This window comes from Kitasatospora sp. CB01950 (assembly GCF_001905465.1).
Taxonomy (GTDB): Bacteria; Actinomycetota; Actinomycetes; order Streptomycetales; family Streptomycetaceae; genus Kitasatospora.
This window is the reverse complement of record NZ_LISX01000021.1, coordinates 1-17,777: the sequence shown is the minus strand read 5'-3', so window position 1 is coordinate 17,777 and position 17,777 is coordinate 1. Positions and strand designations below refer to the sequence as shown.

The 17,777-nt window shown below is 70.0% G+C and carries 11 protein-coding genes; 9 read left to right on the top strand and 2 right to left on the bottom strand.

All coding sequences use genetic code 11. The features are described from left to right. Window positions 1-40 precede the first annotated feature (40 nt). On the bottom strand, window positions 41-1,450 hold the full coding sequence (locus AMK19_RS32240; RefSeq protein ID WP_073818797.1) for an APC family permease: 1,410 nt from the start codon (window positions 1,448-1,450) through the stop codon (window positions 41-43). A 471-nt stretch (window positions 1,451-1,921) separates the two neighbouring features. Next, on the bottom strand, window positions 1,922-5,881 hold the full coding sequence (gene eccCa / locus AMK19_RS32235; protein ID WP_073818795.1) for a type VII secretion protein EccCa: 3,960 nt from the start codon (window positions 5,879-5,881) through the stop codon (window positions 1,922-1,924). A gap of 588 nt (window positions 5,882-6,469) precedes the next feature. Here eccCa and eccD point away from each other — a divergent pair. From eccD to AMK19_RS32190, 9 genes are all read left to right on the top strand, one after another. Further along, window positions 6,470-7,936 carry a type VII secretion integral membrane protein EccD gene (eccD, locus tag AMK19_RS32230; protein WP_073818793.1) on the top strand — a complete coding sequence of 489 codons (1,467 nt, stop codon included), beginning with the start codon at window positions 6,470-6,472 and terminating at the stop codon, window positions 7,934-7,936. Between the two features lie 91 nt (window positions 7,937-8,027). Then, complete coding sequence (gene rpsO, locus AMK19_RS32225) at window positions 8,028-8,318, top strand: 30S ribosomal protein S15 (RefSeq protein WP_073818791.1); 291 nt, start codon at window positions 8,028-8,030, stop codon at window positions 8,316-8,318. A gap of 376 nt (window positions 8,319-8,694) precedes the next feature. Beyond that, complete coding sequence (locus AMK19_RS32220) at window positions 8,695-10,905, top strand: polyribonucleotide nucleotidyltransferase (RefSeq protein WP_073818789.1); 2,211 nt, start codon at window positions 8,695-8,697, stop codon at window positions 10,903-10,905. A 103-nt stretch (window positions 10,906-11,008) separates the two neighbouring features. Further along, window positions 11,009-12,364 (top strand): M16 family metallopeptidase, encoded by a 1,356-nt coding sequence (locus tag AMK19_RS32215; RefSeq protein ID WP_241844693.1) that lies wholly within the window; start codon window positions 11,009-11,011, stop codon window positions 12,362-12,364. A gap of 30 nt (window positions 12,365-12,394) precedes the next feature. Then, window positions 12,395-13,141 (top strand): 4-hydroxy-tetrahydrodipicolinate reductase, encoded by a 747-nt coding sequence (dapB, locus tag AMK19_RS32210; protein ID WP_073818785.1) that lies wholly within the window; start codon window positions 12,395-12,397, stop codon window positions 13,139-13,141. Window position 13,142: 1 nt separating this feature from the next. After that, window positions 13,143-13,604: a hypothetical protein gene (locus AMK19_RS32205; protein ID WP_073818783.1), complete on the top strand. Its 462-nt coding sequence runs from the start codon at window positions 13,143-13,145 to the stop codon at window positions 13,602-13,604. Between the two features lie 33 nt (window positions 13,605-13,637). Continuing rightward, entirely contained in the window at window positions 13,638-14,423 is a 786-nt protein-coding gene (gene thyX / locus AMK19_RS32200) for an FAD-dependent thymidylate synthase (RefSeq protein ID WP_073818782.1), read from the top strand. Window positions 14,424-14,741: 318 nt separating this feature from the next. Then, complete coding sequence (dapA, locus tag AMK19_RS32195; RefSeq protein ID WP_073818781.1) at window positions 14,742-15,641, top strand: 4-hydroxy-tetrahydrodipicolinate synthase; 900 nt, start codon at window positions 14,742-14,744, stop codon at window positions 15,639-15,641. A gap of 172 nt (window positions 15,642-15,813) precedes the next feature. Then, complete coding sequence (locus AMK19_RS32190) at window positions 15,814-17,499, top strand: ribonuclease J (protein ID WP_073818779.1); 1,686 nt, start codon at window positions 15,814-15,816, stop codon at window positions 17,497-17,499. The last annotated feature ends 278 nt before the right edge of the window (window positions 17,500-17,777 follow it).

Below are 17,777 nucleotides of genomic sequence, written 5' to 3'. Positions count from 1 at the left end.
GGGAACCGACGGGGCCGGGAGGGAGCGGACTGCAGGGGGGTCAGACCCGCTCGTCCTCGGGGAGGGTGATCACCCAGCGGGTCTCCTGGCGGGGGCGCAGGTAGACGAGCCAGTACAGGCTGGCGGCGGCGGTGATGCCGAGGGTCCACCAGAGGCCGGGGCCGGCCAGCTTGAAGAGGGTGAAGCAGAGCGCCACGATCACCAGGACCGGCAGCGCGGGCCAGAGCGGCTGGCGCCAGGCCGGGGCGTGCTTGTGGTGGCCGCGGCGGGAGAACAGCGCGCCGACGGCGACCAGCAGGTACAGCGCGGCGACCGCGACACCGGTGATGTCGATCAGCAGGGTCTGCGGCACGAAGCAGAGCACCGCGCCGGGGATGCCGACCGCCAGGGTGGAGACCCACGGGGCGCTGAACTTGTTGAGGGTGCCGAAGGCGTTGTTGACCGGCTCGGGCCAGGCCTTGTCGCGGCCGGAGGCGAACAGCACCCGGGAGTTCTGGATGACCATCACGATGCCGGCGTTGATGATGGCCAGCGCGATGCAGAGGCTGATGAAGGTGCCGACGCCGCTGTTGCTCCAGCCGATCACCAGCTGCGAGATGTTGCCCTCGGTCAGCGCGGTCAGGTCCGGGGCGCCCATGGTGATGGCGGCGACCGGGATCACGATGATGGCGACCGACAGGCCCAGCGTCCACAGCACGGTGCGGGCGACGTTCTTGCGCGGGTTCTCCAGCTCCTCGGAGAGGTAGATCGCGGTGGAGAAGCCCTGGGTGACGAAGAGCGCGGTGCCCATCAGGGCCAGGATCGCGCCGAGGCCCACGCCGGAGGTGGCGCCGGCGGCGTCGGCCACGGTGCCGTGCAGCATGGTGTCCGCGCCGCGCTCGGTGTGGGTGAAGCCGAGGAAGGAGACGACCGCGCAGGCGATGACCTCCAGCACCAGGAAGACGCCGGTGATCCAGGCGTTGGCCCGCAGGTCCAGCAGACCCGCGACGGTGGCCGCGATCATCACCACGGCGCCGGCGATCATCGGGTCGACGTGGATGATCGGTTCGAGGTACTCGGCGGTTCCCATCGCGATGATCGACGGGACGATCATCACCACGATCAGCGACTGGATGAAGACCAGCCAGCCCGCGAACTTGCCCGCCAGCGTGCCGACCATCGCGTACTCGCCGCCGGCCGAGGGCACCAGGGTGCCGAGCTCGGAGTAGCAGAACGCCACCGCGATGCAGATCACCGTGCCGATGACGATCGCCATCAGGGTGAAGGTGCCGAGGCCCTTGAACAGCTCGGGGACGAGCACGAAGAGTGAGGACGCCGGAGTCACGCAGGAGAGCGTGAGGAGCGTGCCGCCCACGACGCCGAGCGATCGGGCGAGCTTCTTCGGGGCGTCCGCGCCAGTGGCGGTCCCCGTGGCGGGGGCGGCTGCCTGCGGAGGAAGCGTGTCGGTCATGGGGCATCCGATCGGCTGTACGGCGGTGATGGGGGTGGGAGCGGTATCGCCTCCGAAACACGTTCTCGCGGGTCTGGTTCTGCTTCGCTCCCTGATGCGCCAGGTTGCCTGGGGGAAAAGGCGTCGTCAACGCGCGATCGGCTGCGGAATCCGTTGCGGAAACCAAGCTTTTCCTGCGGAACACAGCCCCGCGGTCGGTCGGGCGCATGTTTCGGTGGTGTCAACTCCGGTGAACTGCGCTTGAATCGAAGGTGAAGTGATCTGCGCAACTCCGATTCAAAGGCGCTGTGCCGGAACGATCGATGGCCCGAAAACCAAGGCCGCCCGGCCTTCGAGGTACGGGAACCGAAGGAGACGGCCAAAAGTCAGAAGATAACGTTATGACACCGTTCGGGGTCCGGGATGCCGAAGGGCCGGATCCCTTTCGGAACCCGGCCCCATCGGTCACGGTGCGTGACGTCCGCCCCACGGCTACTGCTGGATCGGCAGCCAACCCGTCTGCACCGTCTGGCCCGCCTGAATGCGGCGGGAGACGAACACACCACGGCCCGGCGGCTGCGGCTGCGGCTTGACCGTGCCCAGCAGCGCGCCCTCGCCCTTGTCACCGGACATGACCAGACCCTGGCCGCCCAGCTCGCGCATGCGCTGCATCACCGGCTCGAACAGCGAGCGGCCGGCGCCACCCGCGTTACGGGCGATGATCAGACGCAGACCGATGTCGCGCGCGAACGGCAGGAACTCCGCCAGCGGCGCCATCGGGTTGCCCGACTGGGTGGCGACCAGCTCGTAGTCGTCCACGATCACGAACATGTCCTTGCCGGTGTACCAGCTGCGGTTGCGCAGCTGCTCCGGCGTGACGTCCGGACCGGGCAGACGACGCCCGCAGGCGCCGCGCAGCATCTCCACGATCGCCGACATGGCGGGCGCGGCGGCCGCGTACTCCACCAGGTACTCCGGCGGGACGACGCCCAGCAGCGAGCGGCGGAAGTCACCGACCACGATGCCGGCCTGGTCCGGGGTGTACCGCTCGGTGATCTGCTTGATCAGCATGCGCAGCATCGCCGACTTGCCGGACTCGCTCTCGCCGAAGACGACGAACAGCGGGTCGGTGTCGAAGTTGATGAACACCGGCGCCAGCTCGACCTCGTCGACACCGAACGCGATACCCAGCTCGGGGTGCTCGAAGCCCTTGGGCAGCGAGTTGCCGTCGAGCACCGGCGGCAGCATGCGCACCTGGGGCGCGCGCGGGCCGGTCCACGCCGCGTTGATCTGGGCGATCATGTCGGCGACGCCGTCGACCAGGTCCTCGGTGGAGCTGGCACCGTCGATGCGCGGCAGACCGGACAGGAAGTGCAGCTGCTCGTGGGTCAGACCACGACCCGGGATCGCCGGCACGTTCGCGGCGGCCTTGCGGCCGATCTCCGACTCCATGGAGTCACCGAGCTTGAGCTCGACACGGTTCTGCAGCTGGTCCTTCAGCGCCGGTCGGACCTCGGCGTACCGGGCCGCGGTGATCACCACGTGGACGCCGTAGCCGAGACCGCGCAGCGCGATGTCGGCGATGACCGGCTCCAGGACCTCGAACTCCTGCTTGAAGGTCAGCCAGCCGTCGATGAACAGGAAGACGTCGCCGAACTGCTCGTCCGGCAGCTGCCCGTTGGCCCGACGGGTGCGGTAGGTGGTGATGGTGTCGATGCCGGAGGAGCGGAACAGCTCCTCGCGGCGGTTGAGCACCCCGTGCACCTCGCTGACCATGCGGCGGACCTTCTCGACGTCCAGTCGGCCCGCGACGCCGCCGACGTGCGGCAGGTCGGCCAAGGAGCCGAAACCGCCACCGCCGAAGTCGAGCAGGTAGAACTGCGTCTCCACCGGAGTGTGGGTGACCGAGAAGCCCGCCACGATGGTGCGCACCATGGTCGACTTTCCGGACCGCGGACCGCCGACGATCATGCCGTGACCGGCCGCACCCGCGTAGTCCAGATACATCACGTCGCGGCGCTGGTCGCGCGGCTTGTCGACGATGCCGACCGGGACGACCAGGTTGCCCTGGCGGATCGAGGCCGGGGTCAGACCGCGCTCCGGGCTGACCAGCAGCGGCTCCAGCAGGCTGTCCACCGACGGCGGAGCCTCCAGCGGGGGCAGCCACACCTGGTGGGCCGGCGGGCCCTGGCCGATCATGCGCTGGACGAACACGTCGAGCATGGTGTCCAGCAGCGCGTCGTCCTTCTCCTCCTCCTCGGTCGGGTCGGGGAGGATCTCCTCCACCTCGGGCTCGATGATCTCGACCTCGGCGGCGGTGAACAGCACCGCCTGGGCGGTGACCACCCGGCCGCCGACCGCGCGCTGCTGGCCCGGCGGACGGTACTTGCCGGACACGTACGCGGCCCGGAAGCGCTCCATCACGTCGGAGCCGAACTTGAGGTAGCCCACGCCGGGGATCGGCGGCAGGTGGTAGGCGTCCGGCACACCGATCGCGGCCCGCGACTCGGCGGCCGAGAAGGTGCGCAGACCCAGGCGGTAGGAGAGGAAGGTGTCCAGACCGCGGAGCTTGCCCTCCTCCAGTCGCTGCGAGGCGAGCAGCATGTGCATACCGAGCGAACGGCCGATACGGCCGATCTGGATGAACAGGTCGATGAAGTCCGGCTTCGCGGTGAGCAGCTCGGAGAACTCGTCGATGATCATCAGCAGCGAGGGCAGCGGGTCGAGCGGCGCGCCCGCGGTACGGGCCCGCTCGTACTCGTTGATGTTCGCGTAGTTGCCCGCCGCACGCAGCAGCTCCTGACGGCGGTTCATCTCGCCCTCGATCGCGTCGCGCATGCGGTCGATCAGGGTGGCTTCGCCCTCAAGGTTGGTGATCACGGCCGCGGTGTGCGGCATCTCCGACATACCGGCGAAGGTCGCACCACCCTTGAAGTCCGCGAGGACCAGGTTCAGCACCTCGGACGAGTGGGTGACCGCCAGCGCCAGCACGATGGTGCGCAGCACCTCGGACTTGCCGGAACCGGTCGCGCCGACGCACATGCCGTGCGGGCCCATGCCCTCCAGCGAGGCTTCCTTGATGTCCAGCCAGACGTACTCGCCGTTCGAGCCGACGCCCAGCGGGACGCGCAGCTTCTCCCGGATCGGCTTGGGACGCCAGTGCCGGGCCGGGTCGAAGGAACCCGGGTCGCCGGTGTGCATCATCTCGGTGAAGTCCATCGACACCAGCGACGGGTCGCTGTCGTCGCCGCCCGCGGACGCCCGGAACGGCGCCAACTGGCGTGACAGCGCCTCGGCCTGCCAGCTCGACAGGGTGTCCGGCGTGCCCGGGTAACTCGCCCCGGAGGCGGCCTCCAGCAGCAGCTCGTTCTTGCCGACGGTGATCACCAGGTGGCCGTTCGGCTCGTCCAGGTCACCCGGGACGACCTCGATCACGGTGACGCCCTGGACGCCCTCCGGACCGGCGATCACCGAGTCGACCGGCACCGAGGCGCCGTCCATGATGACCACCAGGTGCGGCTGGTCCGAACTCGGCGTGCTGTCACGGGAGAAGCCCTTGCGGCCGGCCAGCTCGTTGGCCAGCAGCTCCTCCAACTCGCCCAGCCCGGCGGCGATCAGACGACGCGAACCGGCGCCGTCGCTCTCCTTGCGGTGCTGGGTGTGCGGCAGCCACTTCGCCCACTCCCACTCCTCCACCGCGCCGGGCGCGGCGGCCACCCCGATCATCAGGTCCTCGGGGGAGTGCAGGGTCGCCAACTGGGCCACCATCGCCCGCACGTTGCCGTACACCGAGTCCGGGTCGCCGCACACCGTGATGTGGTAGAAGGCGCGCAGCGACACCGCCAACGGCAGGTCCTGCAGCGTGCCGTGGGTCTTGATGAAGGTGCCCATCGCCTCCGCGGCGAGCGGCTCCAACTCGTCCATCGGGGCGGTCTGCGGCGCCACCAGCGGCGTCGACAGCTGCAACGGGCCGAGGCCCACCCGGATCTGCGCGAAGTCCGCATCCGTCGGCCTGCGTTCCCACAGCCGGCGGCCCTCGGCCACGATCGACCACAGCTGGTCCGGCTCCGGGTGGGTGAACAGCAGCGACCCGCGCTGACGCTCGGCCGTTCGACGCACCTCGCGGCGCTTCTGCTGCAGGTACTTCAGGTAGTCGCGGCGCTCGTCCGAGGTGGCCGCACTACCGCCCTTGCGCGCCTTGACGATCTGCGCCACCGCCATCGCGGCGGTCGACGCGACCATCAGGACACCCATCATCTTCATCGGGCCCTGTGCGCCCGGAGAGAAGAAGAACGCTGCCGAACCGCCCATGCCGAGCAGCGGCAGCAGCGACATCATCCAGTCCTCGCCACCGCCCCGCGGCAGCTCCGGCGGCGGAACCAGTTCGACCGGCTCCTCCGACGCCGGAGGCGGGAACGCCCGTGGCGGGCGCTTCACCGTCACCGTACTCATGCGACCACCTCGCTGGCGCTCGGCGGGCACTTCGTACACACGCGCCTCTTGATGGTGAGCTCGCTTCGCTCACTCACGCGACCACCCCGCCCCCAGCGGCAGCCGCAGCGCGCGACTCCCCGTCGTCAACGGTGCGCCCTCCCCGGGCACAGGGTCGGGGGCACCCCCATCGCTCGCTCACAATCCGCCCTCACGCATCTGGATACGTACGGTGAGGGCGCCCCGTGTGATGACGCCGCCCCCGCTCCGCCGAACCGCAGGCGCGCGGGGCTGTCGCGTCTCGATCGCCGCCCCCGTACGCCGTGCGCAGGGGCCGATCCTACTGCGCGGGCCAAGCCGTTCGTCCACGGGGTCGCCCACCCGCAGAGTACTGACCTGCCGTCAGCACACAACCCTCGGCGCACCTGCGCACCGCCTCCACCCCCGCACGCCGCCTCCGCACCGTGCGCGCCCCCACCGCAGTGCACCCTTGCCCTGAGGGGGTAAGGTGACGCCGCGCCAACTCTCGTTCGGGCCGTGACAGTTCCGGAACCCCGTCGACGAGTGGTCTGCAGACTTGCCGACTAGCCAACGAGGGGGAGAAGGCCGGTGAGCAACAACGCTACGACCGGTTTTTGCCGGGTCACCGTGGTGGCACCGGACAGCCGGATCGACGTCGCACTGCCGGAGGACGTCCCGCTCGCCGACATCTACCCGGAAGTGCTGCGGCTCTCCGGGCAGACGCAGGTGGACGGGACGCCGACCGGGTTCCACCTGGTGCGGCGGGACGGCACCGTGCTCGACAGCGGACTTCCGCTGGCAGCCCAGCAGGTTCGCGACGGCGACCTGCTGAGCCTGCGCCCGTTCTCCGAGTCGCTGCCGCCGGCCGTCTACGACGACGTCGCCGACGCCATCGCCTCCGCGGTCGAGGCCGACCGCCGGTTCTGGAGCCCCGACCTGATGCGGGCCTTCGGCCTGATCGCCGGCACGATGCTGCTCGTGCTGCTGGCGTTCGCGCTGTGGTACTCCGACCTGCGGCACAACATGTTCGGCCTGCCGGGCATCCTGTCCGGCGTCACCGCCGTCGTGCTGGTGACCTTCTCCGCCGTCCGCGCCCGGGTGTACGACGACCACGTCGCCGCGCTCGCGCTCGGCCTCGGCGCGCTGCCGCACGCCATGCTGGCCGGCTCCGGCATCATCGACGTCCCGAACGCGGGCGACGGCCCCGGACGCCTCCAGTTCCTGGTCGGCTGCGTCACCGTGCTGGTGGTCTCCGTCCTGCTGGTCGGCCTGCTGCCGGAGAAGGACTCGGTGTTCGTCGCCGCCGCCTTCGTCGCCGCGGCCGGCACCCTGGCCACCTTCGCCGCAGTGCTGATGTCCGGCACCGCGATCACCGACATCGCCGCCGTCACCGGCGTCGCCTCGGTCGCCGCGGTCGGCTTCCTGCCCGCGCTCTCCGCCCGCTTCGCCCGACTGCCCGTCGGCTTCAGCGCCCCCGGCCAGGCCCGCACCCGCGGCACCGCCTACGGCGAGGAGAACAGCAACGCCGAGACCGTCCAGTACGAGCGGATCGCCGCCCAGGCCCGCCGCGGCCACGAGGTGCTGGTCGGCCTGGTGGGCGGCGCCGCCACCACCATCGTCGGCGCCTGCACCGTGCTCGGCTTCAGCGACCGCACCTGGGCCGAACTGCTGGCCCTGACCATCGGCGTCTCGACCATGCTGCGCGCCCGGCTGTTCCGCTACACCGCCCAGGTGTTCGCGCTCACCATCGCCGGCCTGGTCGGCCTGGCGCTGCTGATCCTCGGCCTCGCCCTGCACACCCCGCTGCACCTGGCACTGGCCGCGGCCACTCCGGGCGGCGGCAGCGGCGACCTGCGCACCGTGTGGCTGTCCGCGTCCATCGCGGCCGGCGCGGCGATCATGACCGCGATCGCGCTGATCGTCCCCCGCTCCGGGGTGTCCCCGTTCTGGGGCCGCATCCTGGACATGGTGGACAGCCTGATGCTGATCGCCCTGGTGCCGCTGGCGCTGGCCGTGCTCAACATCTACAACGTGGTGCGCGGCGCGACCGGCTGAGCCGCGCTGGTATCGTTGACCCGTCCGAGTCTTGTCAGGTCCTGTGCTTTCGACCAGGACCGCTCGGTCACTCATACCGAAGGAGATGCCCGTGGCCCTCGCCGCTGACGTCAAGAAGCAGATCATCGCCGAGTTCGGCCAGAAGGAGGGCGACACCGGCTCCCCCGAGGTCCAGGTGGCCATGCTCTCCCGCCGCATCTCGGACCTGACCGGGCACCTGAAGCTCCACAAGCACGACCACCACTCGCGCCGTGGCCTGCTGATCCTGGTCGGCCAGCGTCGCCGCCTGCTGCAGTACCTGGCCAAGAAGGACATCGAGCGCTTCCGTACCCTGGTGGACCGCCTCGGCATCCGCCGCGGTGCCGCCGGCGGCGCCCGCTGACACCGCTCGTAGGGGCGGCTCCCCTCACCGGGGGAGCCGCCCTTCGGCGCTTTCCGCGCCACCCCGCGACCACACCCCGCGAACAGCCCGGCCGTAAAGGCGCGCTCGATAGGGTGTGAATTTGTAAGGTAAAGGGCATGCCCGCCCTTGCGGGCCGACAAGGCTTCAAACGGAAGCCGCCCGCACCGCAGGAGCGTCCACACGCAGACGCCGCCGCACGCCGAAAGGCGCCGGTCCTCGGTAGTGGCCGCCGGAACCCCCGACATGCGGGGACGGACCCGGTGGCTTCGATCGAAGACCGGCCCAACTGCCCGGGCCACGGCAGGCAAGCGCAGCGGCGCTCCTGGGGAGACGTACAAAAGAGGAGATCTTCCAGGTGGAAGAGAACGTTTTCTACGCCGAAGCCGTCATCGACAACGGCAGCTTCGGTACCCGCACCATCCGCTTCGAGACCGGCCGTCTGGCCCGTCAGGCCGCCGGCTCCGCCGTGGCTTACCTGGACGACGACACCATGGTGCTGTCGGCCACCAGCGCCTCGAAGCAGCCCAAGGAGCACTTCGACTTCTTCCCCCTGACGGTGGACGTCGAGGAGCGGATGTACGCCGCCGGCCGCATCCCCGGCTCGTTCTTCCGTCGTGAGGGCCGGCCGTCCGAGGACGCGATCCTCACCTGCCGCCTGATCGACCGCCCGCTGCGCCCGTCCTTCGTCAAGGGCCTGCGCAACGAGGTCCAGGTCGTCGTCACCGTCATGGCGCTCAACCCCGACCACCTGTACGACGTGGTGGCCATCAACGCGGCCTCCGCCTCCACCCAGCTGGCCGGCCTGCCGTTCTCCGGCCCGATCGGCGGCGTCCGCGTCGCGCTGATCAACGGCCAGTGGGTGGCCTTCCCGACCCACTCCGAGCTGGAGTCGGCCGTCTTCGACATGGTCGTCGCCGGTCGCGCCCTGCCGGACGGCGACGTCGCGATCATGATGGTCGAGGCCGAGGCCACCAACCAGACCATCAAGCTGGTCGAGGGCGGCGCCGACGCTCCCACCGAAGAGGTCGTCGCCTCCGGCCTGGAGGCCGCGAAGCCGTTCATCAAGGTGCTGTGCGCCGCGCAGGCCCAGCTGGCCAAGCAGGCCGCCAAGCCGACCGGCGAGTTCCCGCGCTTCCTGGACTACCAGGACGACGTGCTGGCCGCGCTGACCGCCGCCGTCAAGGACGAGCTGGCCAAGGCGCTGACCATCGCCGGCAAGCAGGAGCGCCAGAACGAGCTGGACCGCATCAAGGCCGTCGCCGCCGACAAGCTGCTCCCGGAGTTCGAGGGCCGCGAGAAGGAGATCAGCGGCGCCTACAACGCGCTCACCAAGAAGATCGTCCGCGAGCGCGTCATCAAGGACAAGGTCCGCATCGACGGCCGCGGCGTCACCGACATCCGCACCCTGGCCGCCGAGGTCGAGGCCATCCCGCGGGTGCACGGCTCGGCCCTGTTCGAGCGCGGCGAGACCCAGATCCTGGGCGTCACCACGCTGAACATGCTGCGCATGGAGCAGCAGCTCGACACCCTCTCCCCGGAGACCCGTCGGCGCTACATGCACAACTACAACTTCCCGCCGTACTCGGTGGGCGAGACCGGTCGCGTCGGTTCGCCGAAGCGCCGCGAGATCGGCCACGGCGCCCTCGCCGAGCGCGCGATCCTCCCGGTCCTGCCGACCCGCGAGGAGTTCCCCTACGCGATCCGCCAGGTCTCCGAGGCGCTGAGCTCCAACGGCTCCACCTCGATGGGCTCGGTCTGCGCGTCCACCATGTCGCTGCTGAACGCCGGTGTGCCGCTGAAGGCCGCCGTCGCCGGCATCGCCATGGGCCTGATCTCGCAGGAGATCGACGGTGAGACCCACTACGTGACGCTCACCGACATCCTCGGCGCCGAGGACGCGTACGGCGACATGGACTTCAAGGTCGCCGGTACCCGCAACTTCATCACCGCGCTGCAGCTGGACACCAAGCTCGACGGCATCCCGGCCTCCGTGCTGGCCGCCGCGCTGAAGCAGGCCCGCGACGCCCGCCTGCACATCCTCGACGTCATGAACGAGGCCATCGACTCGCCCGACGAGATGTCCCCGAACGCGCCGCGGATCATCACCATCAAGATCCCGGTGGACAAGATCGGCGAGGTCATCGGCCCCAAGGGCAAGATGATCAACCAGATCCAGGAGGACACCGGCGCCGAGATCACCATCGAGGACGACGGCACCATCTACATCGGTGCCTCCGACGGCCCGGCCGCCGAGGCCGCCCGCTCGACGATCAACCAGATCGCCAACCCGACCATGCCGGAGGTCGGCGAGCGCTACCTGGGCACCGTGGTGAAGACCACCACCTTCGGCGCCTTCGTCTCGCTCATGCCGGGCAAGGACGGTCTGCTGCACATCTCGCAGATCCGCAAGCTGGCCGGTGGCAAGCGCGTCGAGAACGTCGAGGACGTCCTCGGCGTCGGCGCCAAGGTGCAGGTCGAGATCGCCGAGATCGACCCGCGCGGCAAGCTGTCGCTGATCCCCGTCATCGAGGGCGAGGAGGGCGGCGACGCCGCCGCCTCCGAGTGACACCCCGGTAACACCCTGCGGCCCGCACGCCCCACTCGGCGCGTGCGGGCCGCGCCCTGTTCGTGAAGCTCCCCTCGTGAAGCAGTAGCTGGAAGGAAGACCCGTGGCCCAGGCCTCGGCGGCGAAGCAGCGCCCCGGCACCACCCGGACCCTGCTCAAGGGCACCGAAGGCGGCGCGAACACCGTCCGCCGCACCGTGCTCCCCGGCGGCCTGCGGGTCGTCACCGAGACTCTCCCGACGGTGCGCAGCGCCACCTTCGGCATCTGGGTCGGCGTCGGCTCCCGGGACGAGACCCCCGTCCTGAACGGCGCCACGCACTACCTGGAGCACCTGCTCTTCAAGGGCACCGCCCGGCGCGACGCACTGGAGATCTCCGCCGCGCTGGACGCGGTCGGCGGCGAGATGAACGCCTTCACCGCCAAGGAGAACACCTGCTACTACGCCCGGGTGCTGGACACCGACCTGCCGCTGGCCATCGACGTGGTGTGCGACATGCTCACCGGCTCGCTGATCCGCCCCGAGGACGTGGAGTCCGAACGCGGCGTCATCCTGGAAGAGATGGCGATGGCTGAGGACGACCCGGGCGACGTGGTGCACGACCTGTTCGCCAAGGTGATCTTCGGGAGCGGCCCGCTCGGCCGCCCGATCCTGGGCACCCAGGAGACCGTCTCCGCGCTGAGCCGCGAGCAGATCGCGGGCTTCTACCACCGCCGCTACAAGCCGGAGAACCTGGTGGTCGCGGCGGCCGGCAACCTCGACCACGCCAAGGTGGTCAAGCTGGTCGAGAAGGCCTTCGCGCCGGTGCTCGCCAAGTCCCAGGGCCACCCCGCCGACCCCCGGCGCGGCGTCAAGGCGGTCCGCACCTCCGGCAAGGCCGCCGTCCTCAACCGCCCCACCGAGCAGGCCCACCTGGTCCTCGGCGTCCCCGGCATCCCGCGCCACGACGAGCGCCGCTGGGCGCTGGGCGTGCTGAACGCCGCCCTCGGCGGCGGCATGAGCTCCCGCCTCTTCCAGGAGGTCCGGGAGAAGCGCGGCCTGGCGTACTCGGTGTACTCCTACTCCTCCTCGTACGCCGACACCGGCCTGTTCGGCATCTACGCCGGCTGCCAGCCCAAGCGGGTCGAGGAAGTGCTGAAGATCTGCCGCGAGGAACTCGCCCGGGTCGTCGAGGAAGGCATCACCGAGGAGGAACTGAGCCGCGCGATCGGCCAGATCTCCGGCTCCACCGTGCTCGGCATGGAGGACTCCGGCTCGCTGATGAACCGCATCGGCAAGGCCGAACTCTCCTACGGCCACCACCTGTCGGTGGACGAGATGCTGCGCAAGATGGCCGAGGTCACCCTGGAGGACGTGCACGCCGTCGCCCGTGATGTGCTGGGGGCGCACCGGCCCTCGCTCGCGCTGATCGGCCCGATCAACGACCGGCGGGCCGCCAAACTGGCCGACCTGCTCGCCTGATTCGCCCGTTCGTTCGGAAGGACAACTGACATGACGCTGCGCGTCGCCGTGATCGGCGCCAAGGGCCGGATCGGCTCCGAGGCGGTCAAGGCCGTACAGGCCGCCGACGGCCTGGAGCTGGTGGCCACCCTCGGCCGCGACTCGAAGCTCACCGACCTCACCGACGCCGGGGTCGACGTCGCCGTCGAACTCACCCACCCCGACTCGGTGATGGGCAACCTCGACCACTGCCTGCGCAACGGCATCCACGTGGTCACCGGCACCACCGGCTGGACCGAGGAGCGCCTGGAGACCGTCCGCGGCCTGCTCGACCAGAACCCGGCCGTCGGCCTGCTGATCGCCCCGAACTTCTCCATCGGCGCGATCCTCGGCATGAAGTTCTCGCAGCTGGCGGCCAAGTACTTCGAGTCCGTCGAGGTGGTCGAGCTACACCACGACCGCAAGGCCGACGCTCCGTCCGGCACCGCCACCCGCACCGCGCAGCTGATCGCCGCCGCCCGCGCCGCGGCCGGCCTGCCGCCGCAGCAGGACCCGACCACGCACAGCCTGCCCGGTGCCCGCGGCGCCGACGTGGACGGCGTCCCCGTGCACGCGGTGCGGCTGCGCGGCCTGCTCGCCCACCAGCAGGTGATGTTCGGCGACACCGGCGAGACCCTGACCATCCGGCACGACTCGATGCACCACAGCAGCTTCATGCCCGGCATCCTGCTCGGCGTGCGGAAGATCGCCGACCACCCGGGCCTGACCTTCGGCCTGGAACACTTCCTGGACCTGTGACATGACCTCTCGCACCGGCTTCTTCGTCCTCTCCGGCATCCTGCTGCTGGTCAGCGTGGTCTGCGTGGGCGAGGGCGTCCAGCTCGTCGCCACCGGCAAGCCGCTAGGCATCGGCATCGGCGCGTGCGCCTTCGTCATCCCGGTGATCGGCGTCTGGTTCCTCCGCCAGACCGTCCGCTTCGGCCGGGCCGGCGAGCGGCTCGCCCGCCAGCTGGAGGCCGAGGGCGGCCTGCCCGTGGACGAGCTCCGGCGCACCGGCGGCGGCCGCATCGACCGGGCCTCCGCCGACGCGGTGTTCGCCCGCCGCAAGCGCGAGGCCGAGGCCGACCCGACCGACTGGCGGAACTTCTTCCGGCTCGCCGTCGCCTACGCGGACGCCGGAGACGTCCCGCGGGCCCGTAAAGCCATGCAGCACGCGATCAAGCTGCATGGCCGGGACGCCGCGGCGCCCGCCGTAAACTGACACGTACCGCCCCCAACAGCCAGGACATCACCCATGCGCGCAGTCGAACCCCAGGTCCACCTGATCGCCCGCCCCGAGCTCGACTACGACGAGGTCGCGGCCTACCTGCAGGACGTCGGCGGCGAGAGCTGGCTGGAGCGGGTCGACCGCGGTGACCTGGACGACGCCCAGAACCTCGCCGAGTTCGCCGGCCGGATCTGCTACCGCTCGTGGAAGCCGGGCCTCAACCCGAACGTCACCAAGGTCCGCACCGACCAGGACGTCTACCTGAAGAACATCCTGGCCAGCGCGCACGGCTCGGTGCTGGAGCACGTCTCCTTCACCTTCGTGCTGCACAACGTCAGCCGCGTGGTCACCCACGAACTGGTCCGCCACCGGGCCGGCGTCGCCGTCTCCCAGGAGTCGCTGCGCTTCGTCCGCCTCGACGACATCCCGTTCTGGTTCCCCGAGTGGGCCCAGCAGGACGAGGAGCTGATGGGCCGCGCCACCGGCCTGATGCAGCAGATCGAGGAGTTCCAGCACTGGATGGCCGACCACTTCGGGCTGGACGAGGAAGGCGTCAAGTTCCACGAGAAGAAGGAGAAGACCTCCTTCATGCGCCGCTTCGCCCCCGAGGGCCTGGCCACCGGCCTGGTCTGGACGGCGAACGTGCGCACCCTGCGCCACGTCATCGAGAACCGCACCGCGCCGGGCGCCGAGGAGGAGATCCGGCTGCTGTTCGGCAAGATCGGCGAGCTGATGGTCAAGGAGGCGCCCTCGCTGTTCGGCGACTACACCGTCGAGGACGGCGCCTGGGTCCCCGGCTGGCACAAGGTCTGACGTCCGACCTCGGAACCGGGGTCTGACGGACCGTCGGACCCCGGCCCGGGCCTGCTCACTCGTGCGGCCACCTCGCAGCGCGCCGCGAACCGGCCGCTGACCTGCGCCGACGGGCAGATGGCCGGACTCGTCCGAGATGCCCGGATTGCGGCGTTCTCGGGCGCTCCCTACGCTCAGGACACGGATTCCGGTGCTGCGTGAACCCCCGAGCGCGCAGCACCGGAATCCCATGTCGGGCCCGGCTCACGGCCTCCGGGACTGTCCAAACCCTGGACCTGCGTGGCTGACGGACCCCGCCCTACGAGTAGCTTTGGACCCATGGCTCCGACCTCCACACCGCAGACGCCCTTCGGCCGGGTCCTGACCGCGATGGTCACCCCGTTCACCGCCGACGGCGAGCTCGACCTCGACGGCGCCCAGCGCCTCGCCGCCCACCTGGTGGACTCCGGTAACGACGGCCTGGTGCTCAACGGCACCACCGGCGAATCCCCCACCACCACCGAAGCGGAGAAGGCCCAGCTGGTCCGGGCCGTGGTCGAGGCGGTCGGAGACCGCGCCCACGTCATCACCGGCGTCGGCACCAACAACACGCACCACAGCGTCGAACTGGCCCGCCAGGCCCAGGCCGCCGGCGCCCACGGCCTGCTCGCGGTCACCCCGTACTACAGCAAGCCCCCGCAGGAAGGCCTGTACCGGCACACCGTCGCCGTCGCCGACGCGACCGACCTGCCGGTCATGCTCTACGACATCCCCGGCCGTGCCGCCGTCGCCCTCGAACACGACACCCTGGTCCGCCTCGGCGAGCACCCGCGGATCGTCGCCAACAAGGACGCCAAGGGCGACGTCGCCGCCGCCGCCCGCGCCATCGCCGACACCGGCCTCGCCTGGTACTCCGGCGACGACAACCTGACCCTGCCGCTGCTCTCGGTCGGAGCCGTCGGCGTGGTCAGCGTGGTCGGCCACGTCGTCGCCGCCGAGATGCGCGCCATGATCGAGGCGTTCGTCGCCGGCGACCACGCCAAGGCACTCGCCGTCCACCAGGCCCTGCTGCCGGTCTACACCGGAATCTTCCGCACCCAGGGAGTGATCCTCTCCAAGGCTGCGTTGAACCTGCAGGGACACCCGGCCGGCCCGCTCCGGCTGCCCCTGATCTCCGCCACGGACGCGGAGATCGCCCGGTTGAAGGAGGATCTCGCCGCCGGCGGGGTACACCTGTAACCAACAACAGACGTGCGCGCCCCCGGCTCGCCGGACCCCACCCGGGTCCGCCGCTGGACCGGGACCGAAGGCGCGCGGCAATCGGCAGTCAGGTAACCACGATGGACGCACGCCATATGTCACCGGGGGAGGAACCCCCCGGGCATATGGCGTGCGTCGTGAGGAGAGTCTTTTGAGCCACCCGCACCCCGAACTCGGCGCTCCCCCCGCACTCAAGGAGGGCGCCCTCCGCATCACCCCGCTGGGCGGTCTCGGCGAGATCGGCCGCAACATGACGGTCCTCGAGTACGGCGACCGCATCCTGATCATCGACTGCGGCGTGCTCTTCCCCGAGGACGAGCAGCCCGGCGTCGACCTGATCCTCCCCGACTTCAGCTACATCCGGGACCGCCTCGACAAGATCGACGGCATCGTCCTGACCCACGGCCACGAGGACCACATCGGCGCCGTCCCCTACCTGCTCCGGGAGAACCCGGACATCCCGCTGATCGGCTCCAAGCTCACCCTCGCCCTGATCGAGGCCAAGCTCGCCGAGCACCGGATCCGCCCCTACGTGCTGGAGGTCACCGAGGGCGACCGCGAGCGGATCGGCCCCTTCGACTGCCAGTTCATCGCGGTCAACCACTCCATCCCCGACGCCCTGGCCGTCGCCGTCCGCACCCCCGCGGGCATGGTCGTCGCCACCGGTGACTTCAAGATGGACCAGCTCCCGCTGGACGGCCGTCTCACCGACCTGCCGACCTTCGCCAAGCTGGCCGAAGAGGGCATGGACCTCCTCCTGGTGGACTCCACCAACGCCGAGGTCCCCGGCTTCATCCCGCACGAGCGCGACATCTCCGCCGCGCTGCGCAACGTCTTCGCGAACGCCGACCGCCGGATCATCGTCGCGTCGTTCGCCAGCCACGTGCACCGCATCCAGCAGGTGCTGGACGCCGCGCACGAGTACAAGCGCAAGGTCGCCTTCGTCGGCCGCTCGATGGTCCGCAACATGGGCATCGCCCGTGAGCTCGGCTACCTGAAGGTCCCCGGCAACCTGATCGTCGACGTCAAGACCCTCGACGACCTCCCCGATAAGGAGGTGGTGCTGATCTGCACCGGCTCCCAGGGCGAGCCGATGGCCGCGCTGTCCCGGATGGCCAACCGTGACCACCAGATCCGCATCGTCGAGGGCGACACCGTCGTCCTCGCCTCCTCGTTGATCCCCGGCAACGAGAACGCCGTCTACCGGGTCATCAACGGCCTCACCCGCTGGGGCGCGAAGGTCGTCCACAAGGGCAACGCCAAGGTGCACGTCTCCGGCCACGCCTCGGCCGGCGAACTGCTGTACTTCTTCAACATCTGCAAGCCGAAGAACCTGATGCCGGTGCACGGCGAATGGCGGCACCTGCGTGCCGCCGCCGACCTCGGCATCGCCACCGGCATTCCGCGCAACCGCGTGGTGATCGCCGAGGACGGCGTCTGCGTCGACCTGGAGAAGGGCGTCGCCCGGATCGTCGGCAAGGTCCAGGCCGGCTACGTCTACGTGGACGGCTCCTCCGTCGGCGACATCACCGAGGCGTCGCTCAAGGACCGCCGCATTCTCGGCGAAGAGGGCTTCATCTCCGTCTTCGTGGTGGTCGACTCCGCCAACGGCAAGATGGTCGGCAGCCCCACCATCCAGGCCCGCGGCTCCGGCATCGACGACGGCGCCTTCGCGTCCATCGCCGGCAAGCTGGAGGAAGCCCTCACCCGCTCCGCCGGGGAAGGCGTCCTGGAGGTCCGCCAGGTGCAGCAGCTGGTCCGCCGGACCGTCGGCAAGTGGGTCGCCGACAACTACCGGCGCCGCCCGATGATCCTCCCGGTCGTCGTCGAGGTCTGACCGACCTGATTTGACCTGGGGCAGCCCGGTGCGTAATGTTCTCCGGGTTGCCCCACGGTCGTGCGGCTTCGCTCCGGATTCGAATTCGTTCGAATGGGGCGGGGAAAACAGGCCGAGAAACTCTGATAGAGTTCGGGAGCGCCGAAAGGCAAAAGCAAATCGGATCGAATGAAACTCCGGAAAACGGAGCGGAAAACATCTGATAAGCTGGAAACACGAAAGAACGAAGCGCCCGGAGGGCCGGTCGGAAGGCCGCCTGAAGGAAGCGTCCGTTCCTT

What these genes read in the sequence shown, in the direction of transcription:
- dapA (WP_073818781.1), top strand. Translation starts at nt 14,742, where the DNA reads ATGGCTCCGACCTCCACACCGCAGACGCCCTTCGGCCGGGTCCTGACC.
- AMK19_RS32240 (WP_073818797.1), bottom strand. Translation starts at nt 1,450, where the DNA reads ATGACCGACACGCTTCCTCCGCAGGCAGCCGCCCCCGCCACGGGGACC.
- dapB (WP_073818785.1), top strand. Translation starts at nt 12,395, where the DNA reads ATGACGCTGCGCGTCGCCGTGATCGGCGCCAAGGGCCGGATCGGCTCC.
- AMK19_RS32205 (WP_073818783.1), top strand. Translation starts at nt 13,143, where the DNA reads ATGACCTCTCGCACCGGCTTCTTCGTCCTCTCCGGCATCCTGCTGCTG.
- eccCa (WP_073818795.1), bottom strand. Translation starts at nt 5,881, where the DNA reads ATGAGTACGGTGACGGTGAAGCGCCCGCCACGGGCGTTCCCGCCTCCG.
- thyX (WP_073818782.1), top strand. Translation starts at nt 13,638, where the DNA reads ATGCGCGCAGTCGAACCCCAGGTCCACCTGATCGCCCGCCCCGAGCTC.